Annotated in this window: 15 protein-coding genes; 5 read left to right on the top strand and 10 right to left on the bottom strand. The window is 37.4% G+C overall.

Features of this window, described 5'->3' with window-relative positions; genetic code table 11:
- Nucleotides 1-2,180, bottom strand: a 2,180-nt coding sequence (locus AC2JF9_RS07135) for a BspA family leucine-rich repeat surface protein (protein WP_500726431.1), incomplete at its 3' end; no start/stop codon positions are given.
- Between the two features lie 398 nt (nucleotides 2,181-2,578).
- Nucleotides 2,579-3,013 carry a hypothetical protein gene (locus tag AC2JF9_RS07130; RefSeq protein WP_500726429.1) on the bottom strand — a complete coding sequence of 145 codons (435 nt, stop codon included), beginning with the start codon at nucleotides 3,011-3,013 and terminating at the stop codon, nucleotides 2,579-2,581.
- A gap of 635 nt (nucleotides 3,014-3,648) precedes the next feature.
- Between AC2JF9_RS07130 and AC2JF9_RS07125 the strand changes: the two genes are divergently transcribed.
- The 3 genes from AC2JF9_RS07125 (at nucleotide 3,649) to AC2JF9_RS07115 (ending at nucleotide 7,674) form a co-directional block, all read left to right on the top strand.
- Nucleotides 3,649-4,686: a PTS sugar transporter subunit IIC gene (locus AC2JF9_RS07125; RefSeq protein ID WP_500726427.1), complete on the top strand. Its 1,038-nt coding sequence runs from the start codon at nucleotides 3,649-3,651 to the stop codon at nucleotides 4,684-4,686.
- A gap of 140 nt (nucleotides 4,687-4,826) precedes the next feature.
- Nucleotides 4,827-5,183: an arsenate reductase family protein gene (locus tag AC2JF9_RS07120; RefSeq protein WP_500726425.1), complete on the top strand. Its 357-nt coding sequence runs from the start codon at nucleotides 4,827-4,829 to the stop codon at nucleotides 5,181-5,183.
- A gap of 88 nt (nucleotides 5,184-5,271) precedes the next feature.
- The gene (locus AC2JF9_RS07115; protein WP_500726423.1) at nucleotides 5,272-7,674 is read left to right on the top strand and encodes a Xaa-Pro dipeptidyl-peptidase; all 2,403 of its coding nucleotides are present in this window, start codon (nucleotides 5,272-5,274) and stop codon (nucleotides 7,672-7,674) included.
- Between the two features lie 64 nt (nucleotides 7,675-7,738).
- On the opposite strand, the gene carB is transcribed toward AC2JF9_RS07115, so the two are convergent.
- From carB to AC2JF9_RS07075, 8 genes are all read right to left on the bottom strand, one after another.
- The gene (carB, locus tag AC2JF9_RS07110) at nucleotides 7,739-10,921 is read right to left on the bottom strand and encodes a carbamoyl-phosphate synthase large subunit (RefSeq protein WP_500726420.1); all 3,183 of its coding nucleotides are present in this window, start codon (nucleotides 10,919-10,921) and stop codon (nucleotides 7,739-7,741) included.
- On the bottom strand, nucleotides 10,914-11,999 hold the full coding sequence (gene carA, locus AC2JF9_RS07105) for a glutamine-hydrolyzing carbamoyl-phosphate synthase small subunit (RefSeq protein ID WP_500726418.1): 1,086 nt from the start codon (nucleotides 11,997-11,999) through the stop codon (nucleotides 10,914-10,916). Before carA ends, carB begins: the two co-directional genes overlap by 8 nt.
- Entirely contained in the window at nucleotides 12,000-13,274 is a 1,275-nt protein-coding gene (gene pyrC, locus AC2JF9_RS07100) for a dihydroorotase (protein WP_500726416.1), read from the bottom strand.
- Entirely contained in the window at nucleotides 13,275-14,231 is a 957-nt protein-coding gene (locus tag AC2JF9_RS07095) for an aspartate carbamoyltransferase catalytic subunit (RefSeq protein WP_500726414.1), read from the bottom strand.
- Between the two features lie 160 nt (nucleotides 14,232-14,391).
- A complete protein-coding gene (pyrR, locus tag AC2JF9_RS07090; RefSeq protein WP_500726412.1) occupies nucleotides 14,392-14,928 on the bottom strand; it encodes a bifunctional pyr operon transcriptional regulator/uracil phosphoribosyltransferase PyrR in 537 nt (178 codons plus the stop codon).
- Nucleotides 14,929-15,249: 321 nt separating this feature from the next.
- Entirely contained in the window at nucleotides 15,250-15,513 is a 264-nt protein-coding gene (locus tag AC2JF9_RS07085; RefSeq protein ID WP_500726410.1) for a hypothetical protein, read from the bottom strand.
- Nucleotides 15,514-15,701: 188 nt separating this feature from the next.
- The gene (locus AC2JF9_RS07080; RefSeq protein ID WP_500726408.1) at nucleotides 15,702-16,058 is read right to left on the bottom strand and encodes a hypothetical protein; all 357 of its coding nucleotides are present in this window, start codon (nucleotides 16,056-16,058) and stop codon (nucleotides 15,702-15,704) included.
- 139 nt (nucleotides 16,059-16,197) lie between these two features.
- The gene (locus AC2JF9_RS07075) at nucleotides 16,198-17,121 is read right to left on the bottom strand and encodes a dihydroorotate dehydrogenase (RefSeq protein WP_500726406.1); all 924 of its coding nucleotides are present in this window, start codon (nucleotides 17,119-17,121) and stop codon (nucleotides 16,198-16,200) included.
- A gap of 242 nt (nucleotides 17,122-17,363) precedes the next feature.
- Here AC2JF9_RS07075 and pyrF point away from each other — a divergent pair, with 242 nt between their 5' ends.
- Nucleotides 17,364-18,071: an orotidine-5'-phosphate decarboxylase gene (gene pyrF / locus AC2JF9_RS07070; RefSeq protein WP_500726405.1), complete on the top strand. Its 708-nt coding sequence runs from the start codon at nucleotides 17,364-17,366 to the stop codon at nucleotides 18,069-18,071.
- Entirely contained in the window at nucleotides 18,072-18,707 is a 636-nt protein-coding gene (gene pyrE, locus AC2JF9_RS07065; RefSeq protein WP_500726403.1) for an orotate phosphoribosyltransferase, read from the top strand.
- Nucleotides 18,708-18,734: the final 27 nt, after the last annotated feature.

The raw sequence follows: 18,734 nt of genomic DNA, 5'->3' as shown, positions 1-18,734 counted from the left end.
TAGTTATCGCCAACCTTGCCTGTTAGCACTTCATCACTTGCTATTTGATTACCATTTTCATCTTGGTAATGAACTGTTACTTTAGACATCACCGGATTCTTGGTGTAAACATAGGTTACTTCTTTTGGCATTTCACCATATGTTCCAGTAGTATCGCCTCTGACTTCTTTAAATGTGTAACCACTAATGGGTTTTTTCACGCTTTGGTATTTATCGTCAACTTTGCCTGTTAGCACTTCATCAGGTGCTATTTGTCGCCCACTTTCATCTTGATAGTGAACCTTGACATCACCGAAACGAACATAGGTGTCTTGGTCAACAGGACCGTTGTAATTTTGCCCTAAATCTATCATAGTCCATGATTTATTTCCCTTTGGCTTTTCAACCGTTCCGTCGGCTACGTTTACCCACTTACTATTATAATTGACATATGACTTAGTTCCTGCACGGGTAAGACCTGACAAGCCAAAACCCGCGTTTTGAAGATAACATTTTGGACCCAGCACTATTATTCTTAGCTTAACTAGTCCTCCTAGCATGTTTTCTATACCTAGTCTGGACCGCCATACTATGCTCATATCGAAGTTTTTGATGTTTAACTTGGTGAGATTCTCACATGAATAGAACATCTGATACATATTAGCTACGTTACTAGTAACAAAATTGCTAAGATCTAACTCTGTCAAAGAAAAACACTTGTTAAACATGTAAGCCATATTCGTTACCTTACTAGTGTCAAAGTGGCTTACATCTATATTAGTTAGTTTCTCGCATCCATTGAACATACGTTCAAAAGTAGTTGTTATATTAGAGGTGTTGAAGTGGCTTACATCTAGACTAGTTAGATTTCTACATTCATTGAACATATAACCCATACCATATTTTGCATTAGACGTGTCAAAGTGGCTTACATCTAAGCTAGTTAGACTTTTACATCCACTGAACATACGTGAGAAACCAGTTACCTTAGAAGTATCAAAGTGACTCACTTCTAGATTGGTTAGTGATTCACATCCTTCAAACATGCTAATCATATTAGTCACCTTACTAGTGTCAAAGTGACTTACATCTAAATTCTTTAATGCAGTACATCCAGCAAACATACACCACATATCTTTTACTTTGCTAGTGTCAAAACTACTTATGTCTAGATTGGCTAGATTCCCAGAATTACGAAACATATAAGACATATCAAATACATTTGCTGTATCAAAATTACTTAAATCCAAACTAGTTAGATTAGGACATTCAGAAAACATAAAGGACATACTGACTACTTTACTAGTATCAAAATGACTCAAATCTAGATTTGTTAATCTAACATAACAAAACATTGTCCTCATATCGGTCACATTGGCTGTATCAAAATTACTTAAATCCAAACTGGTTAAGCCACTACATCCACAAAACATGGAATACATAAGAGTTACCTTAGAAGTATCAAAGCTACTTACGTCCAAGCTGGTTAATTTTGAAGCATTGTAAAACATACTAGCCATGTTGGTTACTCTGGAAGTATCAAAATGGCTTAGGTCTATACTGGTTAAATTTTTGCAGTCTGAAAACAAGCTATTCATACTGGTCACTTCACTAGTGTCAAGTTGGTCTAAGCCTGCAATCGTCGTTAAATTTTGAAGATATCTAAAGAGTTCATTTGCAGAGCCAATAATTTTTAGCTTACCAGTTATGGTGATCTTCTTGACTTTATCAGATAAGTTAGGAAGAGTTTTGTAAAGGGGAGCTGGATTAGTTAATACTACTGGATTTGCCTCAGTCCCTCCAGGTATCGTTAACTCGCCTGTGGTTTCATCAAAAGTTAAATCTACTCCTACCCCATCGGTTCCCTTCCAGCTAAAAGTTCTTGTCGACCGAGTTAAATCGCCAACATCACTTATTGCTTGATCTGCTTCTTCATCAGTCGGAGACGTAGTCGTACCAGTTTGCGTATCGTTAGTTGTTCCAGTCTCAGCTGTACCATTTTCATTCTGGTTTGTAGAACTGCCTGCTTCAGTATTTGCACTGCTTGAAGTCTGGGTGACATCCTGTCCATTTGGCAGGCTATCTGCTTTTACTATCGCCCCATTATTCAGATATAAACCTAAAAGGACTGCAGTAGAGGTAATAACACTGCTTGTCAATATCTTTTCTTTACGCTTATAATCAATGCGGTCGGTTTTCATGCTTTCTCCTAGTTCAATGTTGAAACATACTTTACTATTAGTAATCATTAAGTATCATATATGATATTGTATTATAACAAAGTTATAATGTACACTGCTTTTTTATAAGCTGGTACTTGTTTTATCACTTTATATGCTTGAAAACCACATGTACTAAATTGTAAAAATCATGCCGCCAATTGCTATAAACATACTGCTGCTTTTCTCGCTTGCATCCATTTGCCTGCTTGAGCTAGTCGATCTAGTCGTATATTGGATTCAACTGCTTATTGAGAACATAATCAGGTTGCAATTGGTCACCTGCTCATTACTTACTATCTATTTTTAAACAAATATAGCCTAAAAATTAAAAAGGACTGTTTGAGTAAAAAACTCAAACAGTCCTTATTTATTCGTACTTAACCCTTTTTAAATTTATCTAACATAGCTTTTTGTCTCTTTTGACTTACCCGATAATATCCTGAAAAAAGTCCGGTAAAGGTCAAAACAATGGTGCCGCCAACCAGCCACCAGATGCTTGTTAAATGTAACCCTTCAAAAAAATCATATAAAGACGTAATCATCTTAAACCAACCACCAAGAGAAACAAAATACCAAGCAGTCGTTTTGTCAATAAAACTCATTGCAGTTCGGAAATCTGAATCATTTTTAACAAACTCACGTAAAATCTTGACCGCCCGGCTTTTTTCTAAGTGTATTTTTAGAATCGGCGCAAACCAATAATAAGGTGAAATTTTTGCTTCAGATTTACTCGACTGGTCGAATTTTCTTAGGAAACGATCGTAATCATAAAGCTCCATTAGACCTTGATATAAAGGAAAAGAAAAGAGCAACCAATCTCCTAACAAACTAAGAATATTAATAAATAAAGAAATAGTAATCCCTTCTTTTGATAAACTCAGATACTTACAAATGACGACTACGTAAATGATTTTAACCCAGCTTGTCCTTCAAGACAACAATATTGAATAAAAGTTTTACGCTGAATAATTGCTAATAGAAAGCCCCATCTGATCCTATTAATCATTCTATTTCTAGTTTGAATTTTACCAGATTCGCATTTTTAAGTATACAAATCTGTTCTTCTCATCAAAAAAGTATTTAATAAATAATTCAGATATTAATATTTTCTAAGTCATTTTTAAATATCAATTTGGTACTGTCTTGGTTGCTTTTATTTGAAATACACAATTTTTATAAACTTTTTCTTGCTTTTCATAAATAAATTTAGTATGATATTGCTTAAATATTTATGAGAGGTATCGATTATGACGGCTATTAAAGAATTTAATCAACCACAAGTTAAATATTATTTTTGGTACACAGTATTGATCTGAGTGCCAAGTTTGTCATTGCCTTAGCACACAGTTCAATGAAATTGACGACTGTGTGTTGAAAGTACTCCTTATTAAAAGGCTCACACAGTTGTCGTCGTCTGTGTGAGTCTTTATTTTTTAGGAGAAATAGAATGAAAAATTTTAAAAAAATCGGATTAGACACATTAAACGGTCTATCCACCGGAATCATTGTTGCATTAATTCCAGGAGCACTAATCGGCCAGTTAGTTAAAGCACTGTTACCAATTTGGCCGGGATTGAATTTTATTTTGGTGCTAACCTCGTTTGCATCATCTCTTTTGCCAGCAATTATTGCAGTTTGTGTAGGAATGGTTGGTAAACTAACCCCTATTCAAACATCATCTATGGCCCTGGCTGCAGTTGCTGCTGCCGGCAACTTTACTATGAAAAACGGTCAAATTATTGTAGTAGGTAATGGAGACGTTATTAATACTGCTATTACCGTTATGATTGCTTATGCTTTGGTACAATTTTTAGGCGAAAAATTAAAAGCCTACACCATTTTACTAGTTCCACTAATTGTTCTAATTGTAGCTGGAGGAATTGGTTGCTTAACCCGAATTCCAATTGGACAATTTACCGCCTTAATTGGTAGAGGAGTTGAGCAATTAACTAATCTTCAGCCAATTTTGATGGGTATGTTAATGGGCATTGTCTTCGCCTTATTAGTCGTTTCTCCTATTTCATCTGTCGGTATCGCTACGGCAATCAGTATTTCAGGGATTGCTGCCGGCTCAGCTAACTTAGGCATTACTGCTGCTGCATTTGCTTTAGCAATTTTTGGTTGGAAATCAAATAGTTTTGGTACATCAATTGCTCACTTCTTGGGTTCACCAAAAATGCAATTGGCAAACTTAGTTACTAAGCCTAAATTGCTTATCCCTTTGATGGTCAATGCCGGTATTATGGGAACCTTAGGGGCAATTTTCAAGATTCAGGGAAACCCAATGAGTGCTGGCTTTGGCTTTTCAGGATTGATTGGCCCGGTAGCAGCAATGGCAGGTCGACCAGTTAATGCCGCAAATATTATTTTAATGGTTGTACTTTTCTTTATTCTACCAATCACATTGGGATTAATTGCTAATTATCTCCTAAGCGTCAAAACGAACTTCTTTACCAGTAAGGATTTCGAGCTCGATTTCAAATAGAAAATAATCAAATTAAAGCTTACCAGCTTGTTCATGTTGGCAAGCTTTTTTAGTTCTAAATCTATTTAAGGGCTATACTACTGAATTTTTTCAATCATTGCTATAATGTCAATATAACTGCTAACAAAGGAGGAAGAAAAATGATTAAATTTTACGGCTATGCGAACTGTTCGACCTCAAGAAGTGCACAAAAGTGGTTAAATGATCACAATGTTGAAATTGAGTTTCAAGACTTAGTAAAGCAGCCACCCCAGAAAAACGATTTAATTAAATGGTTAACCGAACACAAAGACCGTGGCTTAAAGTACTTTTTTAATACGCATGGGCAAGACTATCGTAAACTCGACCTTAAAGATAAAATTAACAACATGACGATTGAAGAAGCCGCTGGATTAATGTCAAAAAATGGCAAGTTAATTAAGCGACCTTTAGTAGTGGATGGTAAAAAGCTAACCTGTGGTTTTAAGGAAGATCTTTATCAACAAACTTGGCTTTAGAGAGATAAAACGGCTTTTATAAGTTGATATGCCACCATTACTTTTCCATCATTTTTTTACAAACAAGTTTAATAATAAAGGATAAAACATGAAATATAACCAATATGCTTACGTTGAAACTGACTTCAAGACTCAAGTCCAAGAATTACTAAATATTAAGTTTTTACCAGAAAATTATCAAAAACAATCTTTTGCTGATTTGCTAAGTGAAATGATTAAAAATGCAGTTGCAGAAGTCGACCCTCGCGCTAAAAGCGCACGTCAAGCAAAGCTGAATGAGTTTGTAGTTTCAGAAAAACAAACACTGCCATCTTTTTTGACCAGCAGTCCTGAAAAAATCTCTTTGATCCAATTCTACAATGTTGCCTTGCAATTATTGGGTTACCACGTTCATTATGATTACGATTTAACTGACCCACTTAAATTTATGAAAAAGCAGTCCTTACCTGTTATGAACAGTATCAACAATCGAGACGAGTTGATTCAAGCCTTTTATCGTTTGCTTAATACCCGAACCAAAAATGGACAGCTATTAATTGATGTCATGGCTGGTAAAGGCTATTTTTATTACCGAAAAAGTGACTTTGCCCAAAACGAATTTACTTTCTTTAACGGCAAAAGCATGCCCACTTTTGACACTAGCAAAGTGATTCGCGAGGTTGTATATGTAGAAAGTGACCTTGATACTGATGGTGACGGCAAGGCTGATTTACTCCAAACTACCATTTTTCGACCATTTGAAAGTAAAAAAATGCTCGTTCCGACACTCTATACAGCTAGCCCATACTTTGGTGGCATCATTGACAATGAAGATCGTAACCATAATGTTGACGAAAACCTCACCGATGCAATGGAATGGAACAATCCCCAATATGTTCCATCTAATCGCGTAAAAGCTAAAAAGCCAACAACTTCAAATAATGAAGCGGCTAAGTCGGCTGAAAATTCAGTTGGTTCGTCTTCATATGGTCTAAACGAATATATGCTAGCTCGAGGTTTTGCCAGTGTTTTTGCTGGGGCAATTGGCACACGCGGAAGTGATGGGCTGCGTATAACAGGTGCTCCCGAAGAAACTGAAAGCGCAAAAGAAATTATTGAATGGCTACATGGCGATCGGATTGCCTACACTGACCGATCAAGAGAACACGAAACTAAGGCATATTGGTGCAATGGAAACATTGGTATGACTGGTCGATCATATCTTGGAACTTTGCAAATTGCAATTGCCACTACCGGAGTTGCAGGACTTAAAACAGTAGTTTCCGAAGCTGCAATTTCTTCATGGTATGACTATTATCGTGAGCATGGACTTGTGATTGCTCCTGAAGATTGCCAAGGTGAGGATCTTGATTTATTGGCAGAGACCTGCCAATCAAACCTTTGGGACGCTGGCGATTACATTCGTGTTAAACCTAAATACGATGCAATGCAAAAGGACCTTTTAGAAAAAGGTGATCGCAAAACTGGGCAATATTCTGACTACTGGGAAGCTCGCAATTATCGCCATCATACTGACCAAATCAAATGTTCGTGGATTAGTGTCCACGGACTAAATGATTGGAATGTTAAACCCAAAAATGTATATAAAATATGGCAAAAAGTAAAAGATTTACCAATTGAGCACCATTTATTTTTACACCAAGGTCCTCATTACAATATGAATAACTTGGTTTCCATTGATTTTACTGATTTGATGAACCTATGGTTCGTGCATGAGTTGCTTGACGTTGAAAACAATGCGTATAAGCAATGGGCAACAGTAATGATTCAGGATAACCTTGAAGCAGACAAATGGCATGAAGAAATGGATTGGAGCAATGAAATTGGCCAAGAAGTGACTTATTATCCAACCGATCAAGGCGAACTACAAAAAGATGGTGATAGCAAGACCCAACTTTCCTTTGAAGACAAGGGCGGAAAAGAATTTAAAGCGGCTAAAATATCCGAAAGTGCTTGGCAATACAAATTTATTTGTGGCGAAGAAAAATGGGCTAAACCTAGTTTACGTTTTATAAGCGATGAGTTTATTCATCCGGTGACTATTGTCGGTCGTCCTAAGGTGACTGTTCGCGTTTCCTCTAGCTTCAATAAAGGTCAACTATCCGTTGCGTTAGTAGAACTTGGGGATCGCAAACGCCTAACCGCTACGCCGAAGTTGTTGATGCCTGGCGGTCAAGAGTTAGGCTTTAGGTTTGGTCATGACACTTTACAAGAATTTGTTCCAGATAAGCTCACTCATGCTAAATTAATTACCAAAGGACACATGAATTTGCAAAATTACGCCGATATGAAAAAACCTAGCGCAATTAAGCCTGATGAGTTTTACGAACTAACATTTGAATTGCAGCCAACTTATTACCGGCTTCCTGTTGGCAGTAAGCTTGAATTAATTATTTATTCAACTGATCAAGGCATGACCAAACGACCACTTGAAGACACTACTTATACCGTTGATTTAGCTAAAACTGAACTTAAGTTTAGTCAGAAATAAAACTCGTTTAAACAAAAAAACAGCTGTTAATTTACAGCTGTTTTTTTGTTTAAAATTTGAGATTTTATTGTAAACTTGCCGTTAGAAAAGATCTATTTTCTAAGGCAGTGAGTAAAGCCCTAGCTGTATCCAAGCTAGTAAGTAACGGTATATTTTGCTGAATAGCAGTTTGTCTAATAATAAAGCCATCGGAGTTTTTAGCTAGATCATGACCCATTGTATTTATAACTAAATCAATCTGACCCTTTCTAAATTCGGACAAAATATTATCTTCTTTTTCTTCATGAATCTTGCTTACTTCGGTAATATACAAGTTATTTTCCCGAAGAAAAGTAGCAGTTCCACTCGTGGCAAAAATTCGATAACCAATTTGAGCAAATCTTCTTGCAATTGGCAAAATTTCTTGCTTGTCGCGATCCTCAATTGTCAATAAAACGTTGCCGCTATCAGGGATTTGCATGTTTGCCCCCGAAAACGCTTTGTATAGTGCTTTAGGAAAACTCAAATCGCTTCCCATTACTTCACCAGTGGACTTCATTTCAGGTCCCAAGTAACTGTCAACATCAGATAATTTGCTGAAGGAAAATACTGGCGCTTTGACGCTAATCATCTTTGGTTCAGGCGCCAAACCATTTTTATAACCTTGCTCTGGCAAGCTTTCCCCCATGATCACTCGGGTTGCCACTTGAGCCATTTCAATGTCAGTGATTTTACTCAAAAATGGTACAGTACGACTAGCTCGTGGATTAACCTCAATGATGTAAATTTCACCATCACGTTCAATCAATTGCAAGTTCATGATACCGTGGCAGTTAAGTTTCAAGGCTAGTTTCTTAGTTACATCTGCAATTTTTTGTTTAATGTCAGGTGCAAAGGTTTGCGCTGGATAAACTGCCATTGAGTCTCCGGAGTGCACCCCAGCGTGTTCAATATGTTCCATAATGCCAGGAATTAAGACATTTTTGCCATCACAGATTGCATCTACGTCACATTCCCGGCCATCTAAATAATCATCAACTAAAATTGGATGACTTGCTGCAATATCAACATGGTTTTGCAGGTAATCTTCAAGTTCAGCTTCAGTGTATACAATTTCCATTGCCTTACCACCAAGCACGTAACTTGGTCTTACTAAAACTGGGTAACCGAGTTTTTCGGCTGCTTTGATAACACCTTCATGAGTGGTAGTGGTTATTCCTTGTGGTTGCTTAAGGTGAAGCTCCTTAACTACTTGGTCAAATAACTCCCGGTCCTCGGCTCGATTCAAGTCTTCAACTGTAGTTCCTAAAATTTTAATGCCATGTTTCTCAAGCCCAGCAGCTAAGTTAATCGATGTCTGACCACCAAACTGAATTATTACACCTTCAGGTTTTTCTAAATCACAAACATTCAAAACGTCTTCAAGCGTTAACGGTTCAAAATATAGCTTGTCTGAAATGGAAAAATCAGTAGAAACAGTTTCTGGATTAGAATTAATAACGATTGCTTCATAACCCATTTTCTGTAATGCTTTTACGCAATGCACAGTTGCATAATCAAACTCAACACCCTGACCGATTCTGATTGGACCAGAACCAACAACTAAAACTGATTTCTTACCAGTTTTTGTACTTTCATTTTCAAAATCATAAGTTGAATAAAAATATGGTGTTTCCGAAACAAATTCTGCAGCACAAGTGTCAACCATTTTATATACCGGCAATATGCCTTTATTTTGCCGAAAATCACGAATCTGATTTTCAGTTTCATGCCACAAATTAGCAATTGTATAATCACTAAAACCATATCTTTTAGCCAATTTCAGAGTAGCTATATCATCGTGGTTTTCAGAGATTGTTTTTTCCATATCAACGATATGCTTCACAATATCTAGGAAGTAGAAATTAATCTTAGTTAATTCGTGCACATCCGACATTGAATAGCCGCGTCTAAATGCTTCTGCTAGGTAAAAAAGACGATCATCTTGCACTTTAACCAATTTGTTTTCTACATCTTCATCGCTAGCACTATGTGCTTCTTCAGAATATAAGTCTTTTTGGTCAATTTCAAGCGAGCGAACTGCTTTTTGAAATGCCTCTTCAGCAGTTCGACCAATTGCCATGACTTCACCAGTAGCCTTCATCTGCGTGCCTAGTTCCCGATCGGCTTTTGTAAATTTATCAAATGGAAAACGTGGAATTTTGCAGACAACATAATCTAGTGCCGGTTCAAATTCAGCAAAAGTGGTACCAGTCACTGGATTTTTAATTTCATCAAGCGTCAATCCCACAGCAATCTTGGCCGCCATTTTAGCAATTGGATAGCCCGTAGCTTTTGAGGCTAAAGCTGAAGAACGAGAAACACGTGGGTTAACTTCGATGACAAAATAATCAAAGCTCTTAGGATCAAGCGCCAGCTGAACATTGCAGCCACCTTCAATTTTTAATGCACGAATCAAACGTAGAGAGCAATCTCTAAGCATTTGATATTCTTTATCTGACAGTGTTTGCGATGGTGAAAAAACAATTGAATCACCCGTGTGGATACCTACTGGGTCAAAATTTTCCATGCAGCAAACAATCATGGCATTATCGTCATGGTCTCGCATTACTTCAAATTCAATTTCTTTATAGCCCGCAATTGAGCGTTCAATCAAACATTCAGTAACTGGCGAAAGCTCTAACCCATTTTTGGCTACGCTTGCTAACTCATCATGATCGTTACAGATACCACCACCTGTTCCGCCCATTGTAAAGGCAGGACGAACAATAATTGGATAACCAATTTCATCACCAAAGTCTAGAGCTTCTTGAACAGTTTTAACACTTTTTGAAGGAGGAACAGGTTCACCCAGTTTTTGGCATAATTGCTTAAATTTCTCTCGGTCTTCGGCTTGCTCAATCGAGTCAAGTTTAGTTCCTAAAAGTTCAATATTTAATTCAGCTAAAATTCCGGTATCAGCTAATGACAAAGCCATGTTCAAGCCGACTTGTCCACCTAAAGTTGGCAAAATGGCGTCCGGATATTCTTGTCGAATAATTCGTGAAATAGAATCGACAGTTAATGGTTCAAGGTATACTTTATCAGCAATTGTGGTATCGGTCATAATTGTTGCCGGGTTAGAATTGACTAAAACAACTTCGTAACCTTCTTCACGCAAGGCAAGACAAGCTTGCGTTCCCGAATAATCAAATTCGGCTGCTTGACCGATAATGATTGGTCCGGACCCGATTACCATGATTTTTTTAATATCTGTTCTCTTAGGCATGATTAGTAATTTCCTTTCTTTGGTCAATTACTTGCATGAAGTAGTCAAAGATTCCTTCTTCGTCATGAGGGCCGGGAGTGCTATCAGGGTGAAATTGAACTGAAAAGGCTGGATACTTTTTATGACGTAAGCCTTCAACTGTACCATCATTTACTTCCACATGCGTAATCATTAAATTATCGGGATCAATGGAATCTCGATCAACAGCATAGCCGTGGTTTTGTGAAGTAAAACCAATGTTACCAGTGGCAATTTCACGAACTGGATGATTAAAACCACGGTGGCCAAATTTCATCTTGTAAGTACGAGCGCCGTTAGCAAGCGCAAAAACTTGATGTCCCATACAAATTCCCATCAGCGGTACATGTTTTTCAACCTCACGCACCATTTGAGCAGCTGCGTTCATTTCTAAGGGATCGCCCGGGCCGTTGGATAAAAGAACACCGTCAGGTTGGAGAGATAAGATTTTTTCTGCTGAAACAGTATATGGCAAAACAATACAATTGCAATCACGCTTACCTAATTCGCGCAAGATACTATTTTTGAGGCCAAAGTCAACAACCACAATATTCCGCTTGGAACCAGGTACTGGATAGGACTTTGAAGTTGAAACGCGATTAACAACGTCCTTTGTTACATTAATTTTCTTCAAATTCTGAGCAATTTCAGCTACTTTACTTTTTGAATTACAAATTTGTCCACGCATTGTACCGAATTTCCGTAGTTTTTTAACTAACTTCCGCGTATCAATGCCTTGAATGCCAGGGATGTTTAAGCTCTCTAAAAAAGCGGGAAGTGTGGTCTGCATGCGCCAGTTATCAGGATAGCGAGCTACTTGGTGGCAAATTACACCCTTAATTCCGGGCTCAAGAGACTCATAGTCAGCTAAAGTAATTCCATAATTACCGATTAGTGGGTTAGTAAAAACTAGAATTTGATCAGCATAAGATTGATCAGTAATTGCTTCTTGGTAACCCGTCATTCCCGTGGTAAAAACAACTTCTCCTTTAGTTTCGCAATCGCTGCCAAAACCTTGTCCTTCATAAATACTGCCGTCTTCTAAAATCAAATATTTCATTTAATTCCCTTTCTTTTGGTAGACAACTTTGCCGTCGACCATGGTCAGTTCAGTTTGGCCATATACGGTATCACCAGTAAACGGAGTGTTTCTCCCTTTAGACTGATAATCTTTTTCGCATAATTTTTTACGAGCTTGCAAATTAAAAATAGCGATATCGGCTGGTTCCCCAACCGCAATTCTGCCCGCATGTGCAATTCCAAAAACAGCAGCCGGTTTATAAGTAAACCAACTCAGTAATTGACTAAGTGTAAAAATTCCAGTTTTAACAAAGTTAGTATACAGCTCACTAAAGGCGGTTTCACTTTCAGTAATCCCAAAAACAGCTCTGGCAAAACCACCCTCTTTGTCTTCAATAGTATGCGGTGCGTGGTCAGTGGCAATCATATCAATTGTCCCATCTAGTAACCCCGCTATAAGTGCTTGTTGGTCTTTTTTACTTCTTAACGGTGGATTCATTTTATAGCTGCCGATATTGTCTGGAATGTCTTGGTCAGCTAACAATAAATGGTGCGGCGTCACTTCACAAGTAACATTTACACCATGTTTTTTAGCAATTCGAACTAAATCAACACTTTTTTCAGTCGAAACATGGCAGATATGATAATGAACTCCGGTCTTTTCAGCTAGCAACAAATCACGAGCTATTTGCGTAGTTTCAGCTAATTCAGTAATTGGTCGTAAATCGAATTCTTGAGCTTTTTGACCTTCGTTGATTACACCCAAGTTAAAAAGAGAATCATCTTGCGCGTGTTCAGCAACAATTAATCCGCTTGCCTCAGCTTTTTTCATTGCTAAGTACATCGTTTGAGCGGCTTGAACCCCTTTGCCATCGTTACTTAAAGCAAAGCACCCTGCTTTTTTCAAGCCTTCATAGTCCGGCATTTCGGTGCCAACTTCGTCAACCGTAATAGGTCCGTATTGAAAAATGTGCACAACTCCATTTTCCTGGTTATTCTTAATCATGTTCGCCATTAAGTCAGGAGTATTTGGCACGGGAATAACGTTTGGCATTGCTCCGACCGTTGTAAAACCACCACAAGCAGCTGCCATTGACCCAGTTTTAACGTTTTCCTTATTTGTTTGTCCGGGATCGCGGTAGTGAACATGCAGGTCAACTAATCCTGGGCTTACTAATTTAGATGATGCATCAATTTCCTGATCTGCATAAAGATTAGTTCCAACTTCAGCGATTTCGTTATTATTAATTAAGATATCACCGCATTCAATCCGATCGCCAAGAAAAATTTGACCATTTTTGATTACTGTCGCCATTTATGACAGACCTCCTAATTTGCGACCACGAAGAACAGCTTCAATCATTGCCATTCTCATAAATACACCATTCTCCATTTGTTGAACAAATCGGCTTTTTGGCGACTCAACTAACGAACTAGCTAACTCAACGTCGCGGTTAATTGGACCCGGATGCATGATAATGGCATCATTCTTCATTTCTTGATAGCGTTTTTGATTAATTCCATATTTCTTGTGATACTCTTCAGCATTAAATTGCGATTCATTTGGATCACCTTCATGCCGTTCATGTTGTACACGTAAAAGCATCATTACATCCATGTCTCCAACAAGTTTATCTAATTCCTTAAATTCACCGTAACGATCATATTCTTGGTCATACCAATAACTTGGGCCAGAAAAGTAGACCTGAGCACCCAATTTGTTCAACAGTTCCATATCACTTTTAGCAACTCGAGAATTAGTGATGTCCCCAACAATTGCTACCTGTAAATCTTTAAAGTGACCAAATTGTTCATAAATTGTCATCATATCAAGCATGCACTGTGACGGATGCTGACCACTACCGTCACCACCATTAATTATGCCAATGTTTAAATGCTGATCTTTTTCGGGGTGAATTAACTGATTATAATATTCATTTTCAGTATGTCGAATAACTTCCAGATCAATCCCTAATGCCTGCATAGTTAAAGAGGTATCATAAAGCGTCTCGCCTTTTTTAGTGGAACTATGAGCAGGATCAAACGGAATGACGGTCAAACCAAGTTTTCTTTCTGCCATTTCAAAACTAGTACGAGTGCGGCTTGAATTTTCAAAGAACATGTTCGTTACGTAAACAGGCTTAGTTAAGCGCGGACTTGCTCCACCATTTTTAAAATACTGGGCACGGGCAATTAAGGCTTCTACCTCCTCAACATTTAAATCTTCAACATTAACAAAAGACGATAAAGTAACTAGATTTGTTGTTTTCATTATTTAAACTCTTTCTTTTCTAAAAAAATAAATCTGAAGCATTTCTTGCTCCAGATTTATCAGAAGGAATTTTTTTGTTTGCTTTAGTGCAACACGAAAGAAACTCAAACCCTTCTGATCCTCTCTGGAATCAATTAAATGGTTGAATTAAACAAAGTATTTATAAAGGCTTTAACTCGACACTATCTTTTTGGTCGATTTCTTCAACGTGAACAGCAACTTGTTCTTGAGAAGAAGTTGGGATATTCTTGCCGATGAAATCAGCCCGAATAGGTAATTCGCGATGACCACGATCAACCAAAACAGCAACTGCAATTGAACTTGGTCTACCAATATCCATTAACGCGTCCATTGCAGAACGGATGGTTCGACCAGTATAGATGACATCATCGACTAAAACAACATGTTTATTAGTAATGTTAACCTCGAGCTCAGCTGAATTAACAACTGGATCTTGCTTAAGTGACGCATCATGACGATCATCGCGGTAAAGTGTGATATCGAGTTGACCAATCGGCACATTAACACCTTCAAGCTTTTGGATACGGTCATGAATACGCTGCGCTAGGTAAACACCGCGTGTTTTAATTCCAATCAGAACCAAATCCTCAGTACCCTTGTTGTGCTCAATGATTTCATAAGTAACTCGTGTCAGAGCGCGTTTCATTGCGAGTGCATCCCAAATTTCTTTTGCCATTTTTCCTCTCCTGCTACAACTTTTCCCATGAAAAAACACCTAGTCAGACTGAGACCAGGTGCTTTCTAAAAGTCAATGCTTAATTGAGCCTGCCTTGCTAGCCTCACGGGACTAATTTTAAGGACATTAATCTAGTTAAATATACGTGTTGTTTTGTAAGATGTCAACACAAAAATCGTTTATTCGAAAAATATATTCTTCAATCCAAATATTAAAAACTAGTTCCGTTGGAATTAAGAAAAGAAACTAACTTAACTCAAAAAAAGTAAAAAGACTGAGTTTATAAGATTTCGTAGGAAGCAAAACTGTATTTTTAAAGTTTTATCCTTTAACAAAATAAATAACCCAAAGCATCATTGCTGAAGCTACGAGAGTGATTGCCGCAGCAACCCCTTTAAATTTCATGCTGGTAGCTTTGTTAGCCAAAAGCTCACTGCCAAATGCTACTATGGTAACAAACAAAACAAAAAATGGCGCTAGCCAGATTGGTTTAAAATCATTCTGAAAAGCACCACCTGCGCTAGTCATCACAGCTAATATAAAGAAAGTCAGCGTTACAGAATAATCTTTTATTGCTTTTTTCATTGTATGACTCCTGGCTTTAACTAAACGCCACATAATGTGACCTGACTTTTAGTAATTTATCATAACCCGATATAAACGTTATTCACTTAGTTTTGCCATAAAAACGCAAAATTAAATATTCAGCGAATCTGTTTACATGTTGTTAAGTGATTATGTAAACAATTTATTGAAATTCAAATGATTCTTAACTACATAGTTATAAAAAATACGTAGCCTAAGTAAAAGAGAGGTAAATCTGCATAATCAAAATTTAATTTTTTTAGAAACAATATGTCAAGGGCAGCAAAAATTATCAAAAAGAGGCCAATAACTCTTTCCCATTTCTGAAAAAATGTCAGTCGAGTGGCTTCGCGAGGAAAAATTATTTTAACCACTTTTTTATTAAAAGAAAGGGCAAAAGATATTATTCCCAAAACAAAACAAATGAGCAGATAATATAGCCCTTGTCTTGAGTTTAAATGAGAATGAAAGATTATTCCCAAAAAAATTACATAGCAAGAATTAATTCTCATTTGCTGCTTGCCTGTATATCGATAAGTTAACATATTGCCCTCCCCTCTCTTCTTTTAAAAACAATTATAATTAGATTAATTTTTAATATTATATTATTTTTCGGGCAATCCTACAATATCTTTCAACATAAAAAGCATGAAATCTGTACTGCGATTCCACGCCTTAATTAGCTTAATTAAATTCTACCTTGCCGACTAAATCATTAATGTCCTCAACGCCTAGCTCTTGGAGCAGACCCGGCAATTCTTGCACAATGTGCGGACAGATAAGCGTGTCGCTAAAGTGAGCACTGCCAGCTGCAACCGCATTAGCACCAGCAAGCATAAACTCCACTACATCTTTAGCAGTTTCAATTCCCCCCATACCAATGATCGGTAAATTAGTAAACTGGCGAACTCGATTAATCTGATACAAAGCAATCGGCTTGACACTTGCACCAGAATAACCACCAACATTATTGCCAAGAAGCGGTTTACGTGATTTGATGTCAATACGCATTCCAGTAATCGTATTAATCATTGCTAATCCATCTGCTCCTCCTGCTTCGGCAGCTTGAGCAATCTCTGTCACGTCAGTAATATTGGGCGTTAATTTAACATAAATTGGAATATCTACGGCAGCTCTAATTGAAGATGTTATTTTCTCAATCAACTCTGGGTGAACCCCAAAGGTCATTCCACCATGGGCAACGTTGGGACAAGAAAAATTAATTTCTAAAGCATTAGCCATTCCAGATTGAGATAATTTCTCGGCTACTTTCAGGTAATCACTTTTACTTTCACCGCCTACACTAGCAATTATTGGCAGTGTAGGATATTGTTTTTTAATTGCGGGTAATTTATCGCTAATTACTGCGTCTACTCCAGGATTAGTTAAACCAACCGAGTTTAAAACACCATTTTGTAGTACTGCAATCTGGGGCTGAGGATTACCTAAGCGAGCTTTTAAGGTAGTCGTTTTGATAACCAAAGCTCCCAATTCGTTTAAGTCAAATTTTTTTGCAGCAGGTACATCTCCAAAACCAAAAGTCCCGCTAGCTGGCATTAACGGATTTTTTAAATCAAGGCCGGGTAATTTAACGCTAATCTTTGTCATAGTTCCTCCAAAAATGTATGCTCACTGTCACTACAATTATTTTGGGATTTATTTTACACGTTTTTTCATTTTTTAAAAGTCAAAATTTAGTTGTATTTTGCTTGTACTGGTGGTAAGCTCATCTTAGGAAACTTTAAACGGTACAGAGAGACCGCAAGTTATTTATGACTTAAATAGAACAAAAGTCTATTTTGGATGCACTCTCGTACCAGAATAGACTTTTTTGTTTGTGGAGGTACTTAATGAGAAAAGCTGTGTTTGTGGCTTTAGATTACGACAATGAAAGAGCTGTTCAAGCTCTCTTGGATCAGTTAGGCGCCCCTGAAGAAACCTACCTTAAAATTGGTATGGAGCTCTTCTATCATTTAGGTCCTAGCTTAGTAAATAAGTTGGTAAGCCAAGGCTACCACATCTTTTTAGATTTAAAATTGCATGATATTCCTAATACGGTTTATCGTGCGGCTAAGCAATTAGCTAAACTTAGTGTTTTTTGTATTACAATACACGCATTAGGTGGTAGTGGAATGATTGCTGCCGCAAAAAAAGGTCTGGTTGATGGAACTTCTAAAGGGCAAGAGGTTCCCAAACTCCTAGCAGTAACTGAATTGACTTCAATTTCAGATGCAATTCTAAAGGAGGAACAAAATTGTGCTTTATCAATGACCTCGCAAGTGGTCAGCTTAGCTCAAACTGCCCAAAAATTTGGTGCCGATGGCGTAATTTGTTCACCACTCGAAGTTCAGCAGCTTAAGCAACAAATTGGTGATGACTTTTTATACGTCACGCCCGGTATTCGCTTAAGCAGTGATAATAATGGTGACCAAAAACGTGTTGCCACTCCACAAAAAGCCAAGAAACTAGGTTCTAGTGCAATTGTGGTTGGCCGTCCGATTACTCAAGCAGAAAATCCCAAAGAAGTGTATTTAGCTATTCAAAAGGAGTTCAATTAAATGTACCAAAAGCAGATTATTAATAAATTAGTTGATCAAAAAATTATTACAATATCGCCAGACAAACCATATACTTATGCTAGCGGTATGCTCTCACCAATATATACTGACTTGCGTCTCACTGTTTCATATCCTGATTTGCGAGACTGGATTGCAACCGATTTAGCCAATCTGATTAAGGAAAAATATCCTGATGTATCAATTATTGGTGGAGTTGCTACCGCCGGTATTCCACATGCTGCTTGGGTAGCAACTAAATTAGCTTTACCAATGATTTATGTTCGTCCTAAACCCAAAGATCATGGCAAAGGAAAACAAATCGAAGGTCGCTTTACTGCAAATGATAAAATTGTTTTAATTGATGATTTAATTACTACTGGTGGCTCTGTAATTAACGCTGTCAAAGCAACGCAAAATGAAGGCGGTAATGTGATTGGAGTTGGTTCAATCTTTACGTATTACCTTCACGATACAAAACAGAATTTTGCTGAGGCAGGAATTGACTTTTGTCCACTTCTTACCTATCCGGAATTACTAAAAAGAGAAAAAGACCTAAACTATATTAGCGAAAGTGAATATGAAGCACTTAAAACCTGGCATGAAGACCCATGGAAATGGGGCGAAAAGTTCAAATAGAAATTAAAAAGCCGATAGATTAGCGTA

Source organism: Lactobacillus sp. C449L, assembly GCF_059900815.1.
Note: the sequence above shows the minus strand (reverse complement) of the source record. Positions and strands in the feature narration are given on the sequence as shown.